The organism is Legionella sp. 39-23, assembly GCF_001897665.1.
Classification (GTDB): domain Bacteria; phylum Pseudomonadota; class Gammaproteobacteria; order Legionellales; family Legionellaceae; genus Legionella; species Legionella steelei.
This window is the reverse complement of record NZ_MKTO01000042.1, coordinates 58,779-80,635: the sequence shown is the minus strand read 5'-3', so window position 1 is coordinate 80,635 and position 21,857 is coordinate 58,779. Positions and strand designations below refer to the sequence as shown.

Below are 21,857 nucleotides of genomic sequence, written 5' to 3'. Positions count from 1 at the left end.
GGCTTTCACAAATAATTGGTTACTAAGTGCTGACGGCAATGTTGATGAACCATCGCCATACGAATCAACTCATCCAGTAAATCAGGATAGGCTAGACCACTCGCCTGCCATAATTTGGGATACATACTAATTGAAGTAAAACCAGGTAAGGTGTTTACTTCGTTAAAATAAATGGTTTCAGTCGCATCATTCACAAAAAAGTCTACACGCGCCATACCTTTACATTTCAACCGTGTAAAAATATCAGCAGCCGCTTTTTTTAATTGCTCATACAAAGTCTGGCTCAATGGAGCAGGTATAATCAGATCCGTTTGCCCACTTTCCAAATATTTTGCTGAATAAGAATAAAATCCATCTGGATGATTAACACGTATTTCCCCAGCAATGCTGACTCTAGGTTCTCCCGAGGGTACCGCACTCTCAAGTACCGAAAGTTCAATTTCTCGTCCAGAAATAAATGATTCAACCAAAATCTCTTCGTCATAACGTAACGCATCATCGACTGCAACGAGTAATTCCGCCATATTTTTTGCTTTATGGATGCCTACACTAGACCCCATTGCACATGGTTTAACAAATAAAGGCCATCCAAACTCTTCAGCAACCTGCTGGCAAAAGTGTTGTCTTTCAGATGCTGAGCTATGCCAGGATAAAAGCTTATAATTTGCTGACTTTAATCCATCGACACAGACTATGCGACGTGCCATGTCTTTATCCATACCAATGGACGAAGACAGTACATCGCAGCCAACATAAGCTACACCGGCTAGTTCAAGCATTCCTTGTAAACACCCATCTTCATATAAAGGGCCATGTACTACAGGAAAAACAACATCCGCATCTACAGATAAACGACCATTAATAAATAAACCTGCCAAAGGTTTTGAGCGTTCGGTTACCACTGGAAGCTTTTCTTTATAGGCAAGTAAATCCTGGTATTGATGCAGATAAAATAGGCCATCTTTATCCATCGCTACAGGAATAATGTTATATTTTCGAGCATCCAAATGTGCAAGAACAGATGCGGCTGAAATCAATGAGATTTCATGTTCCCCAGATTTTCCACCATAAAGAAGAACCAGGTTAAGAGGCTTGGACATTAAAGGTCTCCGATTATATGAACTTCGCGCATCAACTCAATCGTTGTCTGCTCACGAACTTTAGTTTGTACCAAATGAATCAATGCTTCAATATCTGCTGCAGTTGCTGCTCCTTGATCATTGATAATAAAATTTGCATGCTTCTGAGAAACCATTGCACCTCCAATATTGAACCCTTTTAATCCACAAGATTCAATAAGCCGAGCTGCAAAATTTCCTACAGGATTTCGAAACACTGATCCACAATTGTATTCGTTAGTAGGTTGTGTATTGGTTCGACGCTCCAACAATTCATTTATCACCTGCAATGAGGTTTCTTTCTTCCCAGGATTTAGCTTAAATGTAGCTGAAATAAACCATTCTTCAGGAGGTCCTGAAACATGGCGATAAGCCACTTCATATTCCTCGGGTTTACGCGTTATTACTTCCCCTTTACGGTTCATGGTTTGTAGCGCCACAACGAACTGCCAGGTCTCGCCACCATGACAACCGGCATTCATTCGCAAAGCTCCTCCCATAGTCCCGGGGATTCCTGCCCAAAACTCGCCACCGGCTAAATCATTTCGTGCACAAAAACGCGCCATGCTCGCACAAGATACCCCCGCTTCAACTTTAACGGTCTGGGCATCTAAAAGAGTCATTTCTTTTAAGCATCCTTGAGTCAGAATCACAGTTCCTGAGAATCCGCCGTCGCGGATCAAAGAATTCGAACCTAGTCCTAACCATAATAAAGATTCTACTTCAGGAATCTTATGAAGAAATAAGGCCAAATCTGTAATACTTTTGGGTTTATAAAGCTTAGAAGCAGGGCCACCAACGCGCCAAGTAGTATATTCAGCCAAAGGCTCATTATAAAGCAAGGCGCCCTGAAATTCACCATCAAGGTTACAAGCATCAGTTGGACTCATGTTGCTCACAGTTCTTTCATCAAGTTCACAGCAATTTGACCAATACTTCCTGCACCTTGCATTAAAATCACATCACCATCTTTAATGAATTGATTCAGCTTCGTCTTCAGCGATTGTTCATTGACAAGCGTTACTTTCTTATCTTTATTTCTAATTTTTTGCGCCAGACCCTCACTGGTTATCCCAGGAATTTCAGGTTCACCAGCAGAATAGATGTCAAATAAGAACAACTCATCAGCAAGACTTAACACATCGACAAATTGTTCCTGTAAGGATTGAGTTCTTGTATAACGATGTGGTTGAAATACATGGATAAGTCGTTTATTTGGCCAAACATGTCGAAATGCATCTATAGTTGATAGAATTTCTTGAGGATGGTGGCCATAATCATCGACAACTAAGGCTGAACCATTCTCAAATCTTTTCTCACCCAACATTTGAAAACGACGGCCAACACCTTGAAATTTTGCCAAAGCACGGACAATAGAAGCATCATCAACACCTAATTGTGTTGCAATTGCAATAGAAGCCAATGCATTTAATACATTGTGACGGCCTGGATACTGAAATTGAATTTTTAATTCAGTATAAGGCACGGGACGCACCACAGTAAACTCACTAACCAGTTCATTTTGCGTCCAATTAATCGCACGGTAATGAGCTTCTTCAGCAAATCCGTAAGTCAACGTCGGTCGTTCAATAGCAGGGAGAATCTTACGCACTTCTTCGTCATCAATACATACCACTGCTAAGCCATAAAAAGGCAGATGATGTAAAAACTCAAGAAATGTTGTTCTTAATTTATCAAAATCATTCTCATAAGTATCCATGTGATCTGCATCAATATTAGTCACTATGGCCATCATGGGCTTTAAGAATAGGAATGATGCATCACTTTCATCCGCTTCAACAACAAAATACGGAGATTGACCAAGTTGCGCATTGACTCCCAGACTATTTAATTTTCCACCAATCACGAAACTAGGATCCAAACCACCTTCAGCCAGGAGGCTACTGACAAGGCTTGTAGTGGTTGTTTTGCCGTGAGTACCAGCAACTGCAATACCATGACGAAAGCGCATGAGTTCAGCAAGCATCGCCGCGCGTGGGATTACTGGAATCATTTGTTCACGAGCAGCCACAATTTCCGGATTGTTCATGCCAACAGCCGAAGAACGCACTACAACATCGGCACCCTTTATATGTTCGGCTTTATGCCCCGTAAAAACGGGAATACCTAAAGATTTTAGTCTTTGTACTGTACTGCCTTCACCCAAATCAGATCCAGTAATACGATATCCTTGGTAATGTAATACCTCAGCGATACCGCACATACCGACTCCACCAATTCCAACAAAATGTATTTGTTCTACACAGCCCATCCTTGAAGCTATAAATTGTCCTGACTTACCCACACACGCCCCCTTATGCTGACAATGGCCCTAATCCCAGAGCTTGCCAACGATTCTCATGATCAATGCGCAATAATAACGCAATTACAATACAATTGATAACCATACTTGCACCACCATAACTCATTAATGGTAAAGTTAGCCCTTTTGTGGGTAGTAAACCCGAGTTAACGCCCATATTAATGGCGGCTTGTAACCCTAACCAAAAAGTTAAACCATAAGCGGTATATGAAGCAAACAATCGCTCTTGTGCATGAGCATTATATGCAATAGTCAAACCTCTAATTACTAATATAGCGTATAAGGTCATAACCATTAAAATACCAATTAATCCCAATTCCTCTGCTAAAACAGCAAATAAAAAGTCAGTATGAGCTTCTGGCAAATACAATAACTTCTGAATACTTTCTCCCAAACCAGCACCAAACCACCCTCCTCGACCAAATGCAATCAAGGATTGAGTCAGCTGATAACCACTATTATACTGATCTGCCCAAGGATCTAAAAACGCAGTTAAGCGAGCCACCCTATATGGAGATGAAACTGCTAAAAATGCCAGTGCTGCCATAACAACGAGCATCAAACCTATATAATAGCGTAATTTTACACCAGCTAGAAATAACATGGCCATAACCGTGCCAGAAATTACCACTGTAGCACCAAAATCAGGCTCAAGTAATAACAAAAACGAAACAGCACCTAAAATCACCATGGGCTTAATAAAACCCAAGATACTGTTACTGACCGCTTGTTGTTGACGTACTAAATACCCTGAAAGATAAAAAATCATAGTAAGTTTTGCGAGTTCGGATACTTGGATACCTATTGGTCCCAAAGCTAACCATCGCCGACTGCCATTGACTGTACGACCTATGCCTGGAATTAATACGATGAGCAACAGCAACAAACAAATGAGTAGCATCGGCATGCTGATACGCTCCCAAACACTACTATCCGTCCTAATCACAATAAGGGCGATCATTAAACCAGCAAATAAATAACATGATTGGCGAATTAAAAAATGAAATGGTTGATGGAAATATTTAGTAGAGATCATGACCGAACTTGAAGCGACCATCATCAGCCCGATGATCATCAAAGCAATAACTACGCTAATTAGCCATTTATCATAAAGTGAAATAGGCTTGCTGACTGGCTTGCCCCTTTGATTCAGATGTCTAGGTCGCATCGATTACAATCCATTCACTAATGAAGCAAACGATTCACCGCGATGATTAAAATCACGGAACATATCCAAACTAGCGCATGCTGGAGACAATAAAACAACATCTCCTCGTTTTGCTTGCGATTTAGCTACCGCTACCGCATTATCCAATGAGGACGCACGTGCGATTGGCACTACATTAGCTAAAGCTGCTTCCAGCTTATCCGCATCTTCACCAATCAAAATGATAGAGCGAACATAATCAGCTATAGGTTGAGCTAACTCGCTAAAATCAGCCCCCTTTCCTTGCCCTCCAGCAATAAGTACAATTTTTCCTTGCATAGAACCTCCTATTCCATTAATAGCAGAGATGGTTGCACCAATGTTCGTCCCTTTTGAATCATTAATCCAATCAACGCCATCAAGAGTTCGCACCCATTGACAACGATGAGGTAACCCCGTAAATGAAGTCAATACACTCGTAATGTGTTGATAAGACATACCTGCCGCATCAGCTAAAGCAGAAGCAGCTAGCGCATTAAGCCAATTGTGAACTCCTTTGATCAATATAGAATCAACTGGCAAAATGCACGCATCCCCTTTCGCCAAGTATATTTTCTCTTCTTGAGTGATCAAACCCCAATTGTTTTGTTCAGGTGCATCAGCACCAAAAGAAATACGGTTAACTCCTGCAGTAGGAACAGTATAAGGATCATCGCGATTAAATAGTGCAACCTGTGCTTGGTGATACACCCGTTGTTTGGCTTGGGCATAAGCCTCCATAGTATGATGCCGGTCTAAATGGTCGGGGGTTACATTCAGAATAGTTGCCGCAATTGGGGCCAAAGAATAAGTTAGGTCTAATTGAAAGCTAGACAACTCCAAAACCCATAAATCATACTGATGACCATCATGGAGCATATCGAGAACAGGGGTTCCTATATTTCCAGCTACGGCAACTTTATATCCTGCAGCTTTCGCCATTTCCCCTACTAAGGTGGTCACGGTAGATTTTCCATTGGTTCCAGTAATTGCAATCACCGGAGCATGAATCTCTCGAGCCAAACATTCTATATCACCGTATACATCTATGCCCATCTGCATGGCTTTCTTTAAAAAAGGAGTATCTAAGGATAACCCGGGGCTTGCGATAATATCTGACAGCTGAGCGATTATTTCATCAGGCATGTGTTGCGTATAAACAGGGATATCTGGAAATTCTTTTGTAAACTCAGCGACACTTGGAGCTTGGGCACGTGTATCAAAAGCAAGAAAAGGTATATTTTTTCTACGTAAATATCGCGCTATCGATACTCCTGTTTTACCCAAACCTGCAACCAAATACAAAGGAGGATTCATGAGTGTATCCTTTTTATCGAAGTTTCAAAGTGGCCAATCCGCATAATACAAAAACAACAGTGATAATCCAAAATCTGACAATTATTTTAGGCTCTGACCATCCTTTTAATTCAAAATGATGATGTAAAGGAGCCATTCGGAATAAACGTTTACCATGAGTGTACTTAAAATAACCTACCTGTAAAATAACAGAAATAGTCTCAATGACAAATAAGCCACCCATCATTAATAAAACCAATTCCTCGCGGACAACTACCGCAACAATACCTAAAGCCGCTCCTAAAGCTAAAGAACCAACATCTCCCATAAATACCTGTGCGGGATAACTATTGTACCAAAGAAAACCAAGTCCTGCGCCAACAATTGAGGAGCAAAAAATCGTTAACTCCCCGGTATTAGGAACATAGGGTATTCCTAAATAGGGTGCATAAACAGCATTACTGGAAGCATAAGCAAAGATCCCCAAAGCCCCAGCCACCATGACTATAGGCATAATTGCTAAGCCATCTAGGCCGTCAGTCAGGTTCACTGCATTAGAGCTCCCTACAATTACAAAATAACCCAGAACAGGAAAGAAGATACCTAAACCTATAGTTAAGGATTTAAAAAAAGGAACAGTAAGCTGAGTATGGACAGGTAAAGTGGCATGCATATATAAGTAAATAACTGCAATAAGCGCAATAATTGATTGCCAAAAATATTTCCAGCGTGCAGGTAATCCTTTGCTATTTTTTAATACTAATTTACGATAATCATCGACCCAACCTACGACCCCATTTGCAAGGGTCACTAAAAGGACAAGCCATAAACTGGACTGTTGTAAATCCCCCCAAAGCAAACAGCTCACGGTAATAGCCAACAAGATTAAGACCCCACCCATAGTTGGGGTTCCAGCTTTTGATAAATGGGTTTGGGGACCATCATCCCTCACCATCTGACCAATCTGCAAACCACGTAACCAGCGAATCATCAGCGGCCCACAGACTAGTCCCACTATAAGCGCAGTCAAAGAAGCTAAAATAGATCTGAAGGTCAGGTATTGGAAAACTCTTAACGCATGATACTGTCCTTGGAATAGCTGCGTTAGCCAGTAGAGCATAATTGTTCCTCTTGTTAACCCCAATAAAAGCCTACTTACAAACTCTACTCTCTTGGTCGCAAAGCCTTGTGACTCAATCTAGCAAATTGTAAACACGCCCGATGGGTTTTTGTTAAGTAAGCCCAACAGGATAATGGGCCAAAAAAGCGGCCAAGCATACCATAAACCTACATACCATTCAGCATCGTATAAAAAAATTTCTTGGATTATTAACGCAATTATTCATGTATCTAGTCGCCTTGTTTCAGAGCACAGTCGTATTTGGTATACCTATACTCAAAATCAACCATTCATCACAATTCATATCCTAGGTGACCGACTACTTATTTATTGTCATACAAACTAAAGTCAACTTATATCAGCTGATGTACAATCTTTTCCATTGCACTGGATCGAGAACCTTTTACCAAAACAACCGTATCTGGTGACAACTTTTCTACGAGATTTTGTATTAATTGTTCCTGGGTAATGAAATGCTCACCACCAACACCAAATGATTCAGCAGCTAATTTGCTATTGGCTCCGCAGCTGAGTAACTGATTAATACCCAACCGACGCGCTGCAAATCCAACTTCCTGGTGATGCTGAGTTGCCCAAGCACCCAATTCACCCATATCCCCGAACACAAAAATTTTATTCCCTGGACATTCCGCCAATACTTCTAAAGCAGCTAAAACAGAGCGTAAGTTTGCATTATAAGTATCATCAATTACAGTAGATTGATTTTTTCCTTCAAGGACAGTTAGGCGTCCTTTTACACCACCAAATCGATTTAATCCTTGTTGGATCTCTTTTACGGAAATACCTACTGCATGGCAACACGCCGCAGCAGCCAGAGCATTACGAACATTATGCAGACCAGGAACTTTTAAATGAATATCAGCTCGTCCATTAGGGATGATTAAAGAAAACTGTCCACAACCAGAGTCATCTAATTGCACATCTTGTGCGTAAACATCGGCCGTATGATCCAAAGAAAAACGGAGTACTTTTTTATCAAGCAATAATTCGTCCCAAAAATGAGCATAAGCATCATCGTCATTCACCACCGCAACACCTGCAAGTGACAAACCCTGATGAATTTCTCCTTTGGCGCGCGCAACGCCATCTATGGAACCAAAACCTTCCACATGGGCAGGAGCAATGTTATTAATTAAGGTCACATCAGGATGAACAATTGCCACAGTATGGGCGATTTCACCAGGATGATTTGCACCTAATTCAAAAACTGCATAACGATGTTGGTTATTCAGTTGTAACACACTTAAAGGTGCGCCAATATGATTATTGAAATTTCCTCGAGTTGCATGTGAGGGAGAGGGTAAAATGGCCGCGATCATTTCTTTAGTTGTGGTTTTCCCATTGGATCCAGTCAATGCAATAACAGGGCAATGTATATCTTGTCGATGTGCCGCTGCTATTTTAGCTAGGGCTTGTATTGGATCAGGAACAACGAATTGTGGCATGCTCACACCGTCTACAGCATAATTAACTACTGCAGCGATTGCACCCTGCGCCTCTGCTTCCTTTATAAAATCATGCCCGTCAAAGCGCTCCCCCCGGATGGCAATAAATAAACTTCCTGGTTTTAGTTCACGACTATCAGTACAAATACCAGTAAGTTCAGCACTGATCTGACATGGTTGAGTAAGTAATGCAGCAACAGTATTTAGGTTCATAATATTAAGGCTTGGCTAAAAGTCTAGTGTACTAACACTTGCGCATAGAGTTCAAGAGGGTAATCACAGGAAAAACAGTCTGAATTCTTATTCTACAAATACTGTAGCATTAATACAGCGGCGTGTTCGTCGTCATCCCTATATGTGTTAGGTAATTTGTTGACAAAGCTAAATAACCGTAGGCTGGGCTGCTAAGCCCCAGTATGTAACAATGCTAATATATTTCTTTCTTTAAGACCAATGGATAAACACTTGTTAAGTGAGCTTACAGTAGGGGTTTCATGATGGACAGAGGAAAGAATTAACTCAACAATGCTGGGCTTAACAGCCCAGCCTACCTGCTGTAGCATAGTACAGCAGTGTTCATCGTCATCCCGAGCGTAGCGAGGGATAACAGCAATATTCATACGGCAGCAGACTCAAAATGAGACTGATTAATTTGCAAAAGACGGTGAAAACGAGCAATACGTTCTTCTGTTAATGGCTTACGCTGATCATCAAGCAAATGAGCATCTAGCCCCTCACTTAATTGTCGCGCGGTTTCCAACATGACAGCAAACCGCTCTATATCAATACCGGGATTTTTAGAAGAATGCATGTACAAACAAAGGCCTCGTACACTAAAAGCACCAATATTTTGTAAATCAAAAACTCCAGTGGCAGTTGCCGCTGCTAAACTGCATAAAACCGGACCTTGGCCGTTAGGATATTGGTGGCGGTGGAATAAACTCCCTTCACCAAAACGTAAACCAGCCGCCAAAACAGTTTGTAATAGCTCATATCCTGCAAATTGTCGGTTTTCTTTTGCAAGTAAAAACATCATTAAAGTAGTTGGAGTATCTGTTTTTGTTGAAGGTTCGACCTCCACCTTTGGTGCTGGTTTGGGCTCAACCTTTAACTCGATTTGCGCTTCATCGTCCAAAGGCATCAAACGTGGTTGTGAAGGTTTTACAGTATTCGTTTTAAGTAATTGCACTTCCTCATCAGCTTCCATTTCATTATTGGGGTCCGTAGCATTAATTTTGCGGACTGCAATAATGTCATCATTATAATTCTGTGTGTTATCTGCACTTTTTACTGGTGTTCCCAGGTTAGGTTGATAACGTTCTGGATTTAAGCTCTGTCTTCGAGCTTTCATTAAGCGCCCAATTGCTACAATAACCCCAATTAACAACAGGACATTAAGAATTAAGCTCCAATTTGCCTGCATCATCTACTCCATAGCCAAAGCTTGTGTTACATCAACTGCAACCAAACGAGACACTCCAGGTTCTCGCATGGTTACCCCAATCAAATGATCTGCTAATTCCATTGTAACTTTATTATGTGTAATAAAGAGAAATTGTACGAATTGTGACATCTCTTTCACCAAAGCGCAAAAACGCCCCACATTTACATCATCTAAAGGTGCATCCACTTCATCTAACATACAAAACGGTGAAGGATTTAACTGAAAAATAGCAAAAACTAATGCTACTGCAGTCATTGCCTTCTCCCCTCCGGATAACAAATGAATTGTACTGTTTCGTTTTCCAGGAGGTTGTGCCATTACTACAATACCAGCTTCTAATAGATTATCACAAGTCAATTCGAGCTGCGCTCTCCCACCACCAAACAAACGCGGAAAAAGTGCCTTAAATGAAGTATTAACCTCGTCAAAAGTACTTTCCAAGCGCGAGCGGGTTTCTTTATCCATTTTTTCAATGGCGGTTTCTAGAGTTGCCAAGGCTTGATTTAAATCATCATACTGCTCATCCAAATAGACTTTACGTTGCTGTTCTGTTGTAAATTCTTCAATCGCAGCAAGGTTAATCGCGCCCAAGCGTTTGATTTTTTCAGAAAGAGCGATTAATTCGTCTTCACGCATAGCCTGCGTTACATCTGCAGGTATTTGTTCCAGTACTGCTTGTGCTTGCAAGTTCGACTCATCAAGCGACTCTTGAACTGAGCTGGCGCGCACTGCCAAAGCTTGCTCTTCCATTCGAGTAGTGCTTATTTGCTCTTGAATACGCTTTACTTCAAAATCACAATTTAGAATGTTTTTCTCGCAATCCTCAAGCTGCATCCTCAGCTGTGATAGTTGCTCCCGACTCAACGTTAATTGCAATTCTATTTCACCATGCTTTTGTAATTGTAGCGCCAGTTGCTCTTTGAGCTCCTCTCCAGGGCTTGCTGTTTGCAAGCAAAGCATGGCTATGTTTTCTAAACGCTCCTGCAAAACATTTAAACGTTCTTGTTCTCGTTCAATACGCTCATTGAGTTGCTGTATTTTATTTTTCTCTCTATCGTATTCACGTTCGCCTTGATGCAATGCACCTCGAGACTCTTCTAATTGTTTATTTTTTGCTGCTGAAGTTTGCACCCAATTTTGTTTTTCTTGCAGGCACTGTTCTTGTTGCTGCTCAGATACTTGGTATTGTTCTTCCAAAGACTGCAATTTCTCTTTTATAGTACATTGTTCTGCCGCGGTTTCTTCCAAAATAAGTTTCAATTCATCGCATTCAAACGCTAAAGCAGTCGCCTGTTTTTCTGCCTGCAGCATCGCTTGTTCATTGGCAGTCAAAGCCACACTATTGGTTCTTAATGCCTCATTGCTGGCATTGACATTCAACTGGTGTAATTCAATATCCTTTAAACTTTTTTGTAACTGTTGATGTGTATCATCACGCTCTATCCTTAAGACATCAATCTTCTCTTGCAGCTCCTGAACAACAGCAGCTAATTCGGCAATTTTTTGTTGCCGTGCTAATAGGCCTAGCTCATCTTGTGTTTCAGGAGTTACAAATTTCACCCAGCCTCGACCTAACCAGAATCCATCAGGCGTTATAATCGACTCATGCTCAGCCAATTCAGCCAGCCAACTTAAGGCCTCATCAAAATGCTCTGCGGTATAGATATGTTCTAAGGGGTATACATTTGCCGGAATAGTTCCTTTTATTTTATCGATAAGACGCGGATGGGGGGTGGGTTTTAAATCGATTGTTCTGAGGGTAACAATACTTTCACCTTGACGCTCACAAATGGCTCGCTGTGGCCATAACTCCTCAAAAGTTTCCAGAACATAAGCATGTAACGCCTCATTGAGTACTCGTTCACAAGCAGATTGCCATTTAGTTTCAACCTGCAAAATATCCATCAATCGCGGTTTTTCTGACCACTCCTTAATAGTGTTTTTGCTGCTTTGCATGCCCTGGCGTGCAGCACGCTGCGCTGCTATTAATGCTGCATATTCGCTGTTTGCATGATGAAAGTCATCTTGTAAGCCATGTAGTTGCTGCTCTATATCCTGTAACTTAGTGCGTAATTGTTCTGTATTTTCTTGGCTTTGTTGTAGTTGTAACGCATCAAATTCTTGGTCGTCAATTAATTTAATGCGTTGTTGTTCTAAGTTGCTTTGGAGCTGTTGGAAATCCGCTACTGATATAGTTTCCTGCTCTAATTGAAGCTTCTCTAATCGTAGCAGTGTTTGTTGATATTTTTCTTCTAAATGTTGGGCATTAACCTCTGTCACCTGAAATTCTCTTTTCAGATTGCCAGCATGCATTTGTACTTCTTGCCAACGAAGATCCATTTCTGCCTGTTGCGTTTGCGTATCTTGCCAATCGGCTTCCAGCTCTTTAAATCGAGCGTTCAATTGCTCGAGTTGCTGCCCCAGCTCATGAGCATTCTGCTGACAATGAAGCAACTCCTCTTTATCGTGTTTGAGTTGTTCTTCTGCAACCTGCCAATCTGCTTGCATTTGCTGTTGGTCCTGCTCCAAACGTCTCTTTTCACGCGTCTGTTGTTGTATGGTTTCTTCCAAACGCGCAATTTCAGTACCTAATTGATAGAAGCTTGCTTGAATTTGTTGTGTTTGTTCATCCACATCATGCTGTGTTTCATTCAACGCTGCTCGTTCTTTATTAGCCTTGGTCAGAGCGCTTTGTTGTTGTTCGTAACTTACCGCTAATTCTTGTATTTGACGTTGTTTTACTTCTTGCTGAACAATAAAATCGTGCCATTTAAGTGCTAAAATTTCCGCACGACATAATTGTTCTTCATCTTTGAGAATGAGATAACGTTCAGCAGCCTTGGATTGACGTTCCAAACGTTGTAACTGTTTATCCAACTCCTCGCGAATGTCGGCCACACGTGTTAGATTTTCACGTGTATGATCAATGCGTTGCAATGTTTCTCGTCGGCGTTCTTTATATTTGGAAACCCCTGCCGCTTCTTCAAGATGTACCCTTAAGTCTTCGGGTTTGGCCTCAATGAGCTGAGAAATGGTTCCTTGGCCAATGATAGAATAGCCACGAGCCCCAGCACCTGTACCAAGAAAAATATCCGTAATGTCTTTACGTCGACAACGACTGCCATTCAAATAATAAGAAGAATCACCATCTCGAGTCACTACGCGCTTTACTGCGATTTCACCATAACTGGCAAAAGGACCAGTGAGACGTCCAAGACTGTTATCAAACACAAGTTCAACAGAAGCCTGCCCCACAGATTTACGATTGGAAGAACCGTTAAAAATCACATCGGCCATGGATTCGCCACGCAAATTGCGTGCAGAGCTTTCTCCCATAACCCAGCGTACCGCATCGATAATATTTGATTTCCCACAGCCATTAGGACCAACAACGGCAACTAATTGACTCGGAAAATGCACCACCGTCGGATCAACAAACGATTTAAAACCGGCTAATTTTAATTGCTTCAAATGCATAGTATGGCAATTTTTAAACAAAATAAGCAGGCATTATAACTGAGGATGGACAGGCTATCCACACAACCGCTGTCATTAAGCTAAGTTCATATAAATTGTCATCTCATGCGCTGGGAAGCCAACTCGAATCAAAGCCCCAACAAGCGCAGGCTGGGTTGTTAAGCCCCGCATCTACCAAATTAATTCGTACTCTCCAAATTCCATTATGGACCTTATTATATACTGCTGGGCTTAACAGCCCAGCCTACGATTATTTGGCTAGTTTTGTCCACCAATTCTCTAACATATACAGAAAAACCAGTACTAATTTGACAAACAAATGCACAACGATATAATCCCCTCATTTAATAGAAAATGGGTGGATAATGAAGCGCTTACTCGATAAATCATTTAGCATAATTACATTTAGTATGGCGTTTCTTTTTGCAAATCCAATTTTTTCAGATCCACCAAATCTGACTTTAGTAAAAAATGAACTCAAAAATTATCATGACTCAGGTCTTTATCAAAAAGAGTTAATCCAAGTGATTCAAAAGGCACAAAAATATATTGATCACCAAGCAGAAATAAATCAAAGAGAAAAATCGCATAAAAAACTGGCACTTGTTTTAGACATTGATGAAACCAGCTTATCTAATTATAAGTACATGATTGCACGTGATTTTGGCGGAAATCATCAACAATTTCATCAAGATATCATGGCGGCTAATGCGCCAGTAATTAAGCCCATGCTGCGCTTGTATCGTGATGCACGCAATCATGGTATCAAAGTTTTTTTTGTGACTGGAAGAAATGAATCTGAACGCCAGGCGACTACGAACAATTTACATAAGGCGGGTTATAATGGATGGTCAGGTTTGTATCTACGCCCCATGAATTACACCTCCAAATCCATTATTCCGTTTAAATCAAACACCCGTAAAATGATCACCGAAAAAGGCTATACCATTGTGGCATCAATAGGCGATCAATACAGTGATCTTAAAGGTGGGTATGCGCAGAAAGTCTTTAAATTGCCAAATCCTTTTTATTATTTACCTTAAGCTTTTTTTTGTAAGCGCTGTCAATTTAAGAGAAATTGTAGCCTTGGTGAAACGATAGGGAACCCGGGGGGCACGGCTTCGCCTTCACCAGGCTACGTCTACCGACCTCTTTGGCCCGAATGGTTACGCCTTTTTAGCAGCAGAAACCATTTGATTGGTATCCTGGTGGACTAGATCTTTTAAAATCAGCGACATCAATAATTTGACTTGTCGCTCATACATTTTTGGCTCATAGCCACCCTCTAATCCCCAATAGATTCGTTCTATATCGCTTTTATTTTCTTGATACAGTTTAAATAAACTCTCGTAAAAATAAGTTAAGTCCATTTCATTAAAGCGCGTTTTCCGTGCTTCCGTAGCTCCCATTAAATGACCATCCACATACTTTCCACAATAAGCGGTTTCCTCTTCATGCGAATCCCAACCGGTGGGGAAATATAGAGCTACTTTCTGACCATTCTTTTGCGCCTGTTTGATTTGCTCCTCAATTTTTTCTATTGCAAAAACCAAAGCAGGATGTACACAACCTGGTTTACGTGTTGTGAGACTTAAATCTACTGCAAAATAGTGTAATCCTTCTCGTTGCCATGAATGGATTTTTTGTCCTTCATCCTGTGCGCTCTTTTTGAACGCTTTAGTAATGAATGCCGTATCTTGTTGCGGATAAACCCTTGAATCAAAAACATCTATATGACATATATCTATATTTGCCGCAGAATTCATTAAAATATCACAGAGGCCATTATCCCGATTTACATCAGTCCCAATAATAATGTGTTTGACTGGTTTGCTGTTTAAACGTTGTATGTGCTTCAGTAGCACTGCTGTTTTATTTAAAATACAAAAGCCACTTCCTTCGTCAGCAAACGCATGATGAGTAGGTAATCCAAAAGAAAAATGTACTTTTTTAGAATGAAATAAAGTCATCGCAATATCTTTGATCAGTACTTCAAACGTCCCAGGGGTAATAAGAATATCTGAATTTAACTCCTTCCATCCTTTGGGTTTCGCTTCAATACAATCGGTTATGATTTTCTGCAAATATTTTGATGTATGCACCGCCAATAATGCGCGGAGAATCTCATCTTCTTCAGGAAATCCGGCAAAAAGCGCCAATGCGCCCTTCGTATCTCCTTTATTCATAGCAGCAAATAATTGATTCCAGTGCGAAGGCAACTTCACAAGATCGGTTGTAACAACAGGTAATGTAGCCTCTATAGATTGAGTTTTCGTGATCACTTGGGTCATATGCTTGAGACGCTTATATTGGTCTTCATTAGCACCAGCAGGCATCCCATGCATTTGTTCTATGTCTTTGCCAGAGGGAATTTGAATACAGCATTCTTGCTCTTTATATACACCAGAAGAAGTCTTATCGCTAAAAAAATATTTATGCTTCATCTTCATTTACCTGGAAAAGTAAAGAGAAAAGGAGTTCTTATCAAAGTAAAAACTCCAGCCTTATTTTATTAGATTATAGGGTATGACTTAATGATGCAATGAAGAAAGGAGCAAATTAACGTAACACCGCCCCCAATACTGTATATTCATAGAGGTTTCATTTTAAACCGGCTCAAATACCTAAACGTTTAGAGAATGAATAAACCTGATTAAAGTACAACCCATTAGATGGTTTTCGATTCAGCTCAGCCTCCCCCTTCTCGAGGATTTCATATTTCGTCTCCTGTAAAACCTCTGGAGTTTGAAAAACAGTAAAATAGTTCTGATTTATCTTTACCGCACGAATGATTTGTTGCAATTGTTCAGGCATATCTTCTGTTACGGTAACAGCAGGATGCGTTGCAAGACATAAAACTATATCTAAGTAATCCCTTTTTGCAGCCTCACGTATTGCTTCATTATCTCGTGCAGCAGGATTAACCCCAGGCAGAGAAACTAATAATTGAACTACAGCTAAATCACCATTGAATGTAGCCCAGCGTAGTGCATGATTATCCCCTGCAGCGGGATCAACCCCAGGCAAAGAAACTAAAAATTGAACTACGTCTACGTGACCATTTGCTACAGCCGACTGTAGTGCATAATTATTTAGTGCCGCGGGATCAAGATCGGGAAGGGAAACTAAAAATTGAACCACATCTAAGTAACCTTTTGTTGCCGCTTTTAAAAAAAGTAATTTTAATTCATTAGCCTTTAAATTTTGCGCTTCAATCCAGTCCTTTTTGTCTTGACTGTTTCTTAGTCCAGCCAACAGTTCATCAAAAAATTTTTCTCGTTCTACTCGTTCATACATAAGGTTCATTCTTTCAGAAAATTAGAAATGAATATTTTATCGTGATAGCTTTTATATTTTATTAACATACCTACGTAAAATTACCTTTATCAATTCGCTTGTGATGACTTACTATAATACAATTTTTAATACTTAAACGTTTAGTTAGAAACGAATCATTTGGCTAAAATCAACTCTATCAGGCAGTGTTTGCTTCAGCTCAGCCAAACCCTTCTCGAGGATTTCGTATTTCATCTTAATTCGGTCAGCAGCTCATCAAAAGTTTTTTTTCGTTCTACTCGTTCGCGCATTATGCTCCGTAAACATACATTTGCTTTCTTTAAAACACTCACCAATATATAGTATGTCGCCTAGGCAAAGAGATACAATAACCACAGCTCCTAAAAACTTTTAAGGACACGGGCCAATGAGTACCCAACACGCTTCTGCATCTTATTTTTTTCCTTTTATTTTAATTACATCTATTGTACTTGGCGGTCTGGCTGGCTATTTTTTTGGACCAATAACTCCTTACCTAAAACCGTTTGGCGAGATTTTTCTCAATCTAATTTTTACAGCCATTGTTCCTTTGATTTTTTTTAGCATTACGTCTGCAATTGCACGAGTAGGTTCCATGGGTAAACTCGGTAAAATTGCTTTTTATATGACCATTGTTTTTTTATTTACCGGAATCGTGGCAGCGGTTTATTCTCTTTTTGTTGTCAGCCTCTTCCCTCCAGCCCAAGGGGTTACTTTGCCGCTTAATGCTCCAGAAAAAACCTCTGCTTTAAATGCCTTCAATCAAATTGCTGATATTTTTACGGTTCCTGAATTTAGTAAACTTCTTTCACATCAACATATTCTGGCACTTATTCTCTTTTCAATTCTGGTTGGATTGTCCACATCGCATGCCAATGAAAAAGGAAAAACTTTTATTGATTTCTTACAGGCCGGCGAAGAAGTATTTATGCGTGTTTTTTCTTTGATCATGTATTATGCCCCCATTGGTTTTTTTGCGTACTTCGCCGTTATGGTTCATGAGCTAGGTCCCCAATTAATGGCTAATTATCTGCGCGTTGGAGTTCTTTATTATACCTTTGGCATAATTTATTTTATTTTTGTCTATACGCTATTTGCCTATTTAGCTGGAAAAACTGAAGGTATCAAACGATTTTGGGGTAGCATTTTTCTTCCGGCAGTGACATCAATTGCCACCTGCAGTAGCGCCGCCAGTATTCCTGCTAACTTGATGGCCGCAAAAAAAATGCGCATCGCGCCTGAAATTTATGAGACCGTAATTCCTTTAGGTTCAATCATTCATAAAGATGGTTCAGTCATTGGCGGGATGTTCAAGATTGCTTTTTTATTTGGAATCTTCCACTTAAATTTTTCCAGTCCCAGTGTACTGCTTGCCGCTTTAGGAATTTCTATATTGGTTGGTACCGTGATGGGGGCAATTCCCAGTGGAGGAATGCTTGGTGAGTTACTCATACTCAGTGTCTACGGATTCCCCCCTGCAGTCTTAATAATAATTGCAGCAATTAGTATTATTATCGATCCCCTAGCGACTATGCTTAATGTAACATGCAACAGTGTCAGCAGTATGATGATTGCACGTCTGGTGGAGGGGAAAGAATGGTTAACCCGCGCGGAATCGGTCACTCAGGCCCAACGCGCTCATTGAGAAGGCATATTATGAATCGACCTTATAAAAAATTATGGCGTTCACGTAAAGATAGAAAAATTGCCGGCGTATGCGGTGGTTTAGGCGTTTATTTTGGTGTAGATCCTGTATGGATGCGCATCATTTTTGTTATTTTTTTCCTAGTCGGAGGTACTGCATTTATCGCATATATCCTGTTATGGCTGCTTATTCCTTTAGAGCCTGAAGGCTGGCAAGATGCATAGCTCTATAAGGAAAAACACATGATTCAAAGATTGCTCCCTTTTCTGATGATGAGCTCTTTTTTCATTACCTCAGCTGCGTATGCTGCTGAACAAAAAAATTCCACTCAATTATTCCAACACATTTTTTCTTCATGGACGCAGGCATTCAACCATAAAGATTTAGCGAATTCATGCACCTTATTTTCCCCTAATGTTCACGCGAATTATCAAGGCGCCCCTCCCAAAAACTATCAATCAATCTGCGATGGCTTTAAGAAGATTTTTCAGGAAGATCGCGACTACACCTATCGTTTTAAACTGCATCAAATCTACCGCACTCATAATTGGGCAAGTGTTAGGGTTTCTTGGTATTTACAAATTTCAGAACATGGGAAAGTAATTTCAGAAACTGTAGATGAAGGGCTCGATGTCTTTGAGCAAGATAAAAAAGGGCATTGGAAGATTGTAAATTATTTAGCATATCCCGAGAATAAGTAGGTTGATGCTAAATTGGAGCCTGGGTGAAGCAAAGCAGAACCCGGGAAAAATGTCTGATTTTTTATCTGCAACCCGGGTTACAGCTTTGCCATCACCCAGGCTACTTTTTGACTACCAGTAAGCTTATAATTCATCCTGTGATAAAACAAAAGACAATGCATTTAAAACTGCCGCTATTCTAAGCACCGATTGCACTGCAATTTTGTTCAACTCATGTTCCAACAATTGCCTTACATGAGAATGGATGCACATACCACAACCATTAATTGCTGATACTGCCAAAGCAAATAACTCAAAGTCAGCTTTTGGTACTCCAGGATTTAACATCCCATTCATGCGTAAATTTGCAGGCATTGATGCAAGTTCCTTATTTTCTGCTAAATGAATCGCACGATAATACACATTATTCATTGCCATCAAAGCTGCTGCTGTTTTTACCGCATTATCTAATTCAGCAGAGATATAAAGTGCTCCATCGGTTTTAATCGCATCGATAATGCGTTTATTTTTCAAAGTGTAAGCTACAGCCAATGCAACCCCATAAAATTGGGTTTCTGTTAATCCTGATTGCGGTACATTGCCAAACAAACTACTGATATTAAGACGAATATCCTTAGCAAAATCAGGTATCATTTGTTTCAATTGTTCTATAGACATAAGATTCTCCTTGCCAGAAGCTCCACAAGAGCTTCTGCATTTTGCTGAACTATAATGTTTCGCCACCAATAGGACGGTTACATGGACATAATTCATCGGTTTGTAAAGCATCCAAAATACGTAATATTTCTTGAGGATTACGACCAACATTTAAAGAATTGACACTCACATGCTGAATCACATTGTTTGGGTCAATAATAAATGTTGCCCTTAGAGCACAACCACTTTCTTCTTCTCTGATACCCAATCCATCAGTTAACCTCCCATGAACATCTGCAAAGCTGTATTGGTTTAATTGATTTAAGTCTTTATGCTCTCTTCGCCAAGCCAGTTTGACAAACTCATTATCAGTACTTCCACCCAAGACCACTGCGTCCCTATCGTTAAATTCACCATTTAATTTTGCAAATTCCACGATTTCTGTTGGGCATACAAACGTAAAGTCTTTAGGATAGAAAAAAAGCACTTTCCATTTTCCTGGAAAACTTGTCTCAGTAACTACTTCAAAAGCGCTCTCACCTTTTTCCTCATGATGATTAAAACCAGGTTTTACTGTAACAACAGAAAATTCTGGAATTTTTTGACCAACAGTTAACATAAGTTTCTCCTCTATTTGTTTATTTCAATTAAATTATAGTTATGGTCTATAATTATTTAAAATGAATAAAACAGATAACTTTAATCGGAAAAATCGATGAGTAAATTGGTCAGTTTAAAGCAGCTACATTATTTGGTTACACTCTACGACTATCAACATTTTGGACGTGCCGCCACTGCATGTTTTATTAGTCAATCAACCTTAAGTGCAGCCATTACAAGCCTTGAAGAAACCCTAGACGCCCAACTACTGGAACGAGATCACAAAACATTTCTATTTACACCTTTAGGCGAAGAAATTGTCCGACGCAGTAGGTTAATTATTGAACAAAGTAACGACCTAGTCGATTACGCACGCAATCAAGGGAAAGTCATGCAAGGGAAATTTTATCTAGGGGTGATCCCGACTATTGCCCCTTTTATTTTAAGTGAATTACAAAATTTGTGTCGGAAAATTTATCCCGATCTGACTTTATTTATCCGTGAGGACACAACAGATAATGTTTTGAAGTATTTAGGTGAAGGCAAACTTGATCTTGTTATTTTGGCGTTTCCTTATCCAACCCAAGATATGCAAACACAAATATTATGCAAAGATCCTTTTAAACTAGTCCTACCTAGAATGTGGTTACATAAAGGTTTCGACAAAGAAATCGGTAGATTGCCAGAAAACAGTATTTTTCTGCTCGAAAAAGAACACTGTTTAACAGGCCATGCATTACAAGCCTGCCAATTAAAAGAAAGCAAAAAAATCAATCATTTCTTTGCCACCAGTTTGCATACCTTAATTCAAATGGTAAGCCATCAGCCAGGCATTACGTTCCTGCCCAATCTTGCAATTAACAGCGGCATTCTTACTGGTACTGATTTAGTTGCAGTTTCTTTAAAAACGGATCATGCTTATCGAGAAATTGGTGTAGCTTGGCGTAGTACCTCTCATAAAACTCAGAACTATGCCTTATTAACAGAATTGATTCAGCAGATTGTTGTTGCGAAATGTGTTGATCGTACTTGAGGGTACGTTATGACACCATAAACGCACCCACTATTTTTATTGTCATTTATCCGAATTTATCTTCTTAAATAAAACGCAATATATTATAGTGCACCCAAAAACTCATGGAGCCAATTATGCGGAACTACATCACTTCAATCCTATGCATTATTCCATTTTTAGCATCAATGAATTCATATGCAGCTGTTAAAGAAACAGTTCGTATTCCTCAGCTATCGAATGAAAAAGTAGCAGTCTGGACCACGGTAATTTATCCTAGTAAAGAACAAATTTTAAAAATGCATCGCCATGAAAATGATAGGGTTGTTGTTGCTCTTGATAGTGGTGTAATAAAAGTAGTCAATAATAAAGGAAAAGAACATTTTCTTAAATTGGAAAAAGATAAAGCATATTATCTCAATAAAGATGTTCCTGGTGAGTTACACACAGATGAGAACATGAGTAAACATCCAATCCGAGTTCTCGTTATTGAATTAAAAAAATAAACGGTTTCGCAA

19 protein-coding genes are annotated in these 21,857 nt (G+C 39.9%); 6 read left to right on the top strand and 13 right to left on the bottom strand.

Annotated elements, in window-relative coordinates:
* Positions 1-5: 5 nt before the first annotated feature.
* From BGO44_RS16185 to smc, 9 genes are all read right to left on the bottom strand, one after another.
* On the bottom strand, positions 6-1,100 hold the full coding sequence (locus tag BGO44_RS16185; RefSeq protein WP_058510832.1) for a D-alanine--D-alanine ligase family protein: 1,095 nt from the start codon (positions 1,098-1,100) through the stop codon (positions 6-8).
* Positions 1,100-2,008, bottom strand: a complete 909-nt coding sequence (murB, locus tag BGO44_RS16180; protein WP_273198518.1) for a UDP-N-acetylmuramate dehydrogenase — start codon at positions 2,006-2,008, stop codon at positions 1,100-1,102. The genes BGO44_RS16185 and murB overlap by 1 nt, the downstream gene beginning before the upstream one ends.
* A gap of 5 nt (positions 2,009-2,013) precedes the next feature.
* Positions 2,014-3,423, bottom strand: a complete 1,410-nt coding sequence (murC, locus tag BGO44_RS16175; RefSeq protein ID WP_157070723.1) for a UDP-N-acetylmuramate--L-alanine ligase — start codon at positions 3,421-3,423, stop codon at positions 2,014-2,016.
* Positions 3,424-3,433: 10 nt separating this feature from the next.
* The gene (gene ftsW, locus BGO44_RS16170) at positions 3,434-4,609 is read right to left on the bottom strand and encodes a putative lipid II flippase FtsW (protein ID WP_273198519.1); all 1,176 of its coding nucleotides are present in this window, start codon (positions 4,607-4,609) and stop codon (positions 3,434-3,436) included.
* Positions 4,610-4,612: 3 nt separating this feature from the next.
* Entirely contained in the window at positions 4,613-5,944 is a 1,332-nt protein-coding gene (gene murD / locus BGO44_RS16165; RefSeq protein ID WP_058510835.1) for a UDP-N-acetylmuramoyl-L-alanine--D-glutamate ligase, read from the bottom strand.
* Positions 5,945-5,957: 13 nt separating this feature from the next.
* On the bottom strand, positions 5,958-7,043 hold the full coding sequence (gene mraY, locus BGO44_RS16160) for a phospho-N-acetylmuramoyl-pentapeptide-transferase (protein ID WP_058510836.1): 1,086 nt from the start codon (positions 7,041-7,043) through the stop codon (positions 5,958-5,960).
* A 353-nt stretch (positions 7,044-7,396) separates the two neighbouring features.
* Entirely contained in the window at positions 7,397-8,722 is a 1,326-nt protein-coding gene (locus BGO44_RS16155) for a UDP-N-acetylmuramoyl-tripeptide--D-alanyl-D-alanine ligase (RefSeq protein ID WP_058510837.1), read from the bottom strand.
* Between the two features lie 403 nt (positions 8,723-9,125).
* Positions 9,126-9,932 carry a cell division protein ZipA C-terminal FtsZ-binding domain-containing protein gene (locus BGO44_RS16150; RefSeq protein WP_058509957.1) on the bottom strand — a complete coding sequence of 269 codons (807 nt, stop codon included), beginning with the start codon at positions 9,930-9,932 and terminating at the stop codon, positions 9,126-9,128.
* Positions 9,933-9,935: 3 nt separating this feature from the next.
* Entirely contained in the window at positions 9,936-13,430 is a 3,495-nt protein-coding gene (smc, locus tag BGO44_RS16145) for a chromosome segregation protein SMC (protein WP_273198520.1), read from the bottom strand.
* A 365-nt stretch (positions 13,431-13,795) separates the two neighbouring features.
* Here smc and BGO44_RS16140 point away from each other — a divergent pair, with 365 nt between their 5' ends.
* Positions 13,796-14,473 carry an HAD family acid phosphatase gene (locus tag BGO44_RS16140; RefSeq protein WP_058509955.1) on the top strand — a complete coding sequence of 226 codons (678 nt, stop codon included), beginning with the start codon at positions 13,796-13,798 and terminating at the stop codon, positions 14,471-14,473.
* A 123-nt stretch (positions 14,474-14,596) separates the two neighbouring features.
* On the opposite strand, the gene BGO44_RS16135 is transcribed toward BGO44_RS16140, so the two are convergent.
* Both BGO44_RS16135 and BGO44_RS16130 read right to left on the bottom strand, forming a co-directional pair.
* A complete protein-coding gene (locus tag BGO44_RS16135) occupies positions 14,597-15,874 on the bottom strand; it encodes an acetylpolyamine aminohydrolase (protein ID WP_273198522.1) in 1,278 nt (425 codons plus the stop codon).
* A 172-nt stretch (positions 15,875-16,046) separates the two neighbouring features.
* Positions 16,047-16,727, bottom strand: coding sequence for an ankyrin repeat domain-containing protein (locus tag BGO44_RS16130; protein WP_273198523.1), 681 nt, complete (start codon positions 16,725-16,727; stop codon positions 16,047-16,049).
* 406 nt (positions 16,728-17,133) lie between these two features.
* Here BGO44_RS16130 and BGO44_RS16125 point away from each other — a divergent pair, with 406 nt between their 5' ends.
* Genes BGO44_RS16125 through BGO44_RS16115 form a run of 3 tightly spaced genes read left to right on the top strand, consistent with a single transcriptional unit; the run spans position 17,134 to position 19,091 of the window.
* Complete coding sequence (locus BGO44_RS16125) at positions 17,134-18,390, top strand: dicarboxylate/amino acid:cation symporter (RefSeq protein WP_273198524.1); 1,257 nt, start codon at positions 17,134-17,136, stop codon at positions 18,388-18,390.
* Between the two features lie 11 nt (positions 18,391-18,401).
* Positions 18,402-18,614 carry a PspC domain-containing protein gene (locus tag BGO44_RS16120; protein WP_058509951.1) on the top strand — a complete coding sequence of 71 codons (213 nt, stop codon included), beginning with the start codon at positions 18,402-18,404 and terminating at the stop codon, positions 18,612-18,614.
* A gap of 18 nt (positions 18,615-18,632) precedes the next feature.
* Entirely contained in the window at positions 18,633-19,091 is a 459-nt protein-coding gene (locus tag BGO44_RS16115; RefSeq protein WP_273198525.1) for a YybH family protein, read from the top strand.
* Between the two features lie 123 nt (positions 19,092-19,214).
* On the opposite strand, the gene BGO44_RS16110 is transcribed toward BGO44_RS16115, so the two are convergent.
* Both BGO44_RS16110 and BGO44_RS16105 read right to left on the bottom strand, forming a co-directional pair.
* Complete coding sequence (locus BGO44_RS16110) at positions 19,215-19,748, bottom strand: carboxymuconolactone decarboxylase family protein (RefSeq protein WP_273198527.1); 534 nt, start codon at positions 19,746-19,748, stop codon at positions 19,215-19,217.
* 49 nt (positions 19,749-19,797) lie between these two features.
* On the bottom strand, positions 19,798-20,346 hold the full coding sequence (locus tag BGO44_RS16105; protein ID WP_058509949.1) for a peroxiredoxin: 549 nt from the start codon (positions 20,344-20,346) through the stop codon (positions 19,798-19,800).
* A gap of 96 nt (positions 20,347-20,442) precedes the next feature.
* Between BGO44_RS16105 and BGO44_RS16100 the strand changes: the two genes are divergently transcribed.
* Both BGO44_RS16100 and BGO44_RS16095 read left to right on the top strand, forming a co-directional pair.
* Positions 20,443-21,360, top strand: coding sequence for a hydrogen peroxide-inducible genes activator (locus tag BGO44_RS16100; RefSeq protein WP_058509948.1), 918 nt, complete (start codon positions 20,443-20,445; stop codon positions 21,358-21,360).
* Positions 21,361-21,476: 116 nt separating this feature from the next.
* Positions 21,477-21,845, top strand: a complete 369-nt coding sequence (locus BGO44_RS16095; RefSeq protein ID WP_058509947.1) for a cupin domain-containing protein — start codon at positions 21,477-21,479, stop codon at positions 21,843-21,845.
* Positions 21,846-21,857: the final 12 nt, after the last annotated feature.

Excerpts from the sequence above, each read along its gene's own strand:
- BGO44_RS16185 (WP_058510832.1), bottom strand. The coding sequence starts at position 1,100 with ATGTCCAAGCCTCTTAACCTGGTTCTTCTTTATGGTGGAAAATCTGGG.
- murB (WP_273198518.1), bottom strand. The coding sequence starts at position 2,008 with ATGAGTCCAACTGATGCTTGTAACCTTGATGGTGAATTTCAGGGCGCC.
- ftsW (WP_273198519.1), bottom strand. The coding sequence starts at position 4,609 with ATGCGACCTAGACATCTGAATCAAAGGGGCAAGCCAGTCAGCAAGCCT.
- murD (WP_058510835.1), bottom strand. The coding sequence starts at position 5,944 with ATGAATCCTCCTTTGTATTTGGTTGCAGGTTTGGGTAAAACAGGAGTA.
- mraY (WP_058510836.1), bottom strand. The coding sequence starts at position 7,043 with ATGCTCTACTGGCTAACGCAGCTATTCCAAGGACAGTATCATGCGTTA.
- BGO44_RS16155 (WP_058510837.1), bottom strand. The coding sequence starts at position 8,722 with ATGAACCTAAATACTGTTGCTGCATTACTTACTCAACCATGTCAGATC.
- BGO44_RS16150 (WP_058509957.1), bottom strand. The coding sequence starts at position 9,932 with ATGCAGGCAAATTGGAGCTTAATTCTTAATGTCCTGTTGTTAATTGGG.
- smc (WP_273198520.1), bottom strand. The coding sequence starts at position 13,430 with ATGCATTTGAAGCAATTAAAATTAGCCGGTTTTAAATCGTTTGTTGAT.
- BGO44_RS16140 (WP_058509955.1), top strand. The coding sequence starts at position 13,796 with ATGAAGCGCTTACTCGATAAATCATTTAGCATAATTACATTTAGTATG.
- BGO44_RS16135 (WP_273198522.1), bottom strand. The coding sequence starts at position 15,874 with ATGAAGCATAAATATTTTTTTAGCGATAAGACTTCTTCTGGTGTATAT.
- BGO44_RS16130 (WP_273198523.1), bottom strand. The coding sequence starts at position 16,727 with ATGTATGAACGAGTAGAACGAGAAAAATTTTTTGATGAACTGTTGGCT.
- BGO44_RS16125 (WP_273198524.1), top strand. The coding sequence starts at position 17,134 with ATGAGTACCCAACACGCTTCTGCATCTTATTTTTTTCCTTTTATTTTA.
- BGO44_RS16120 (WP_058509951.1), top strand. The coding sequence starts at position 18,402 with ATGAATCGACCTTATAAAAAATTATGGCGTTCACGTAAAGATAGAAAA.
- BGO44_RS16115 (WP_273198525.1), top strand. The coding sequence starts at position 18,633 with ATGATTCAAAGATTGCTCCCTTTTCTGATGATGAGCTCTTTTTTCATT.
- BGO44_RS16110 (WP_273198527.1), bottom strand. The coding sequence starts at position 19,748 with ATGTCTATAGAACAATTGAAACAAATGATACCTGATTTTGCTAAGGAT.
- BGO44_RS16105 (WP_058509949.1), bottom strand. The coding sequence starts at position 20,346 with ATGTTAACTGTTGGTCAAAAAATTCCAGAATTTTCTGTTGTTACAGTA.
- BGO44_RS16100 (WP_058509948.1), top strand. The coding sequence starts at position 20,443 with ATGAGTAAATTGGTCAGTTTAAAGCAGCTACATTATTTGGTTACACTC.
- BGO44_RS16095 (WP_058509947.1), top strand. The coding sequence starts at position 21,477 with ATGCGGAACTACATCACTTCAATCCTATGCATTATTCCATTTTTAGCA.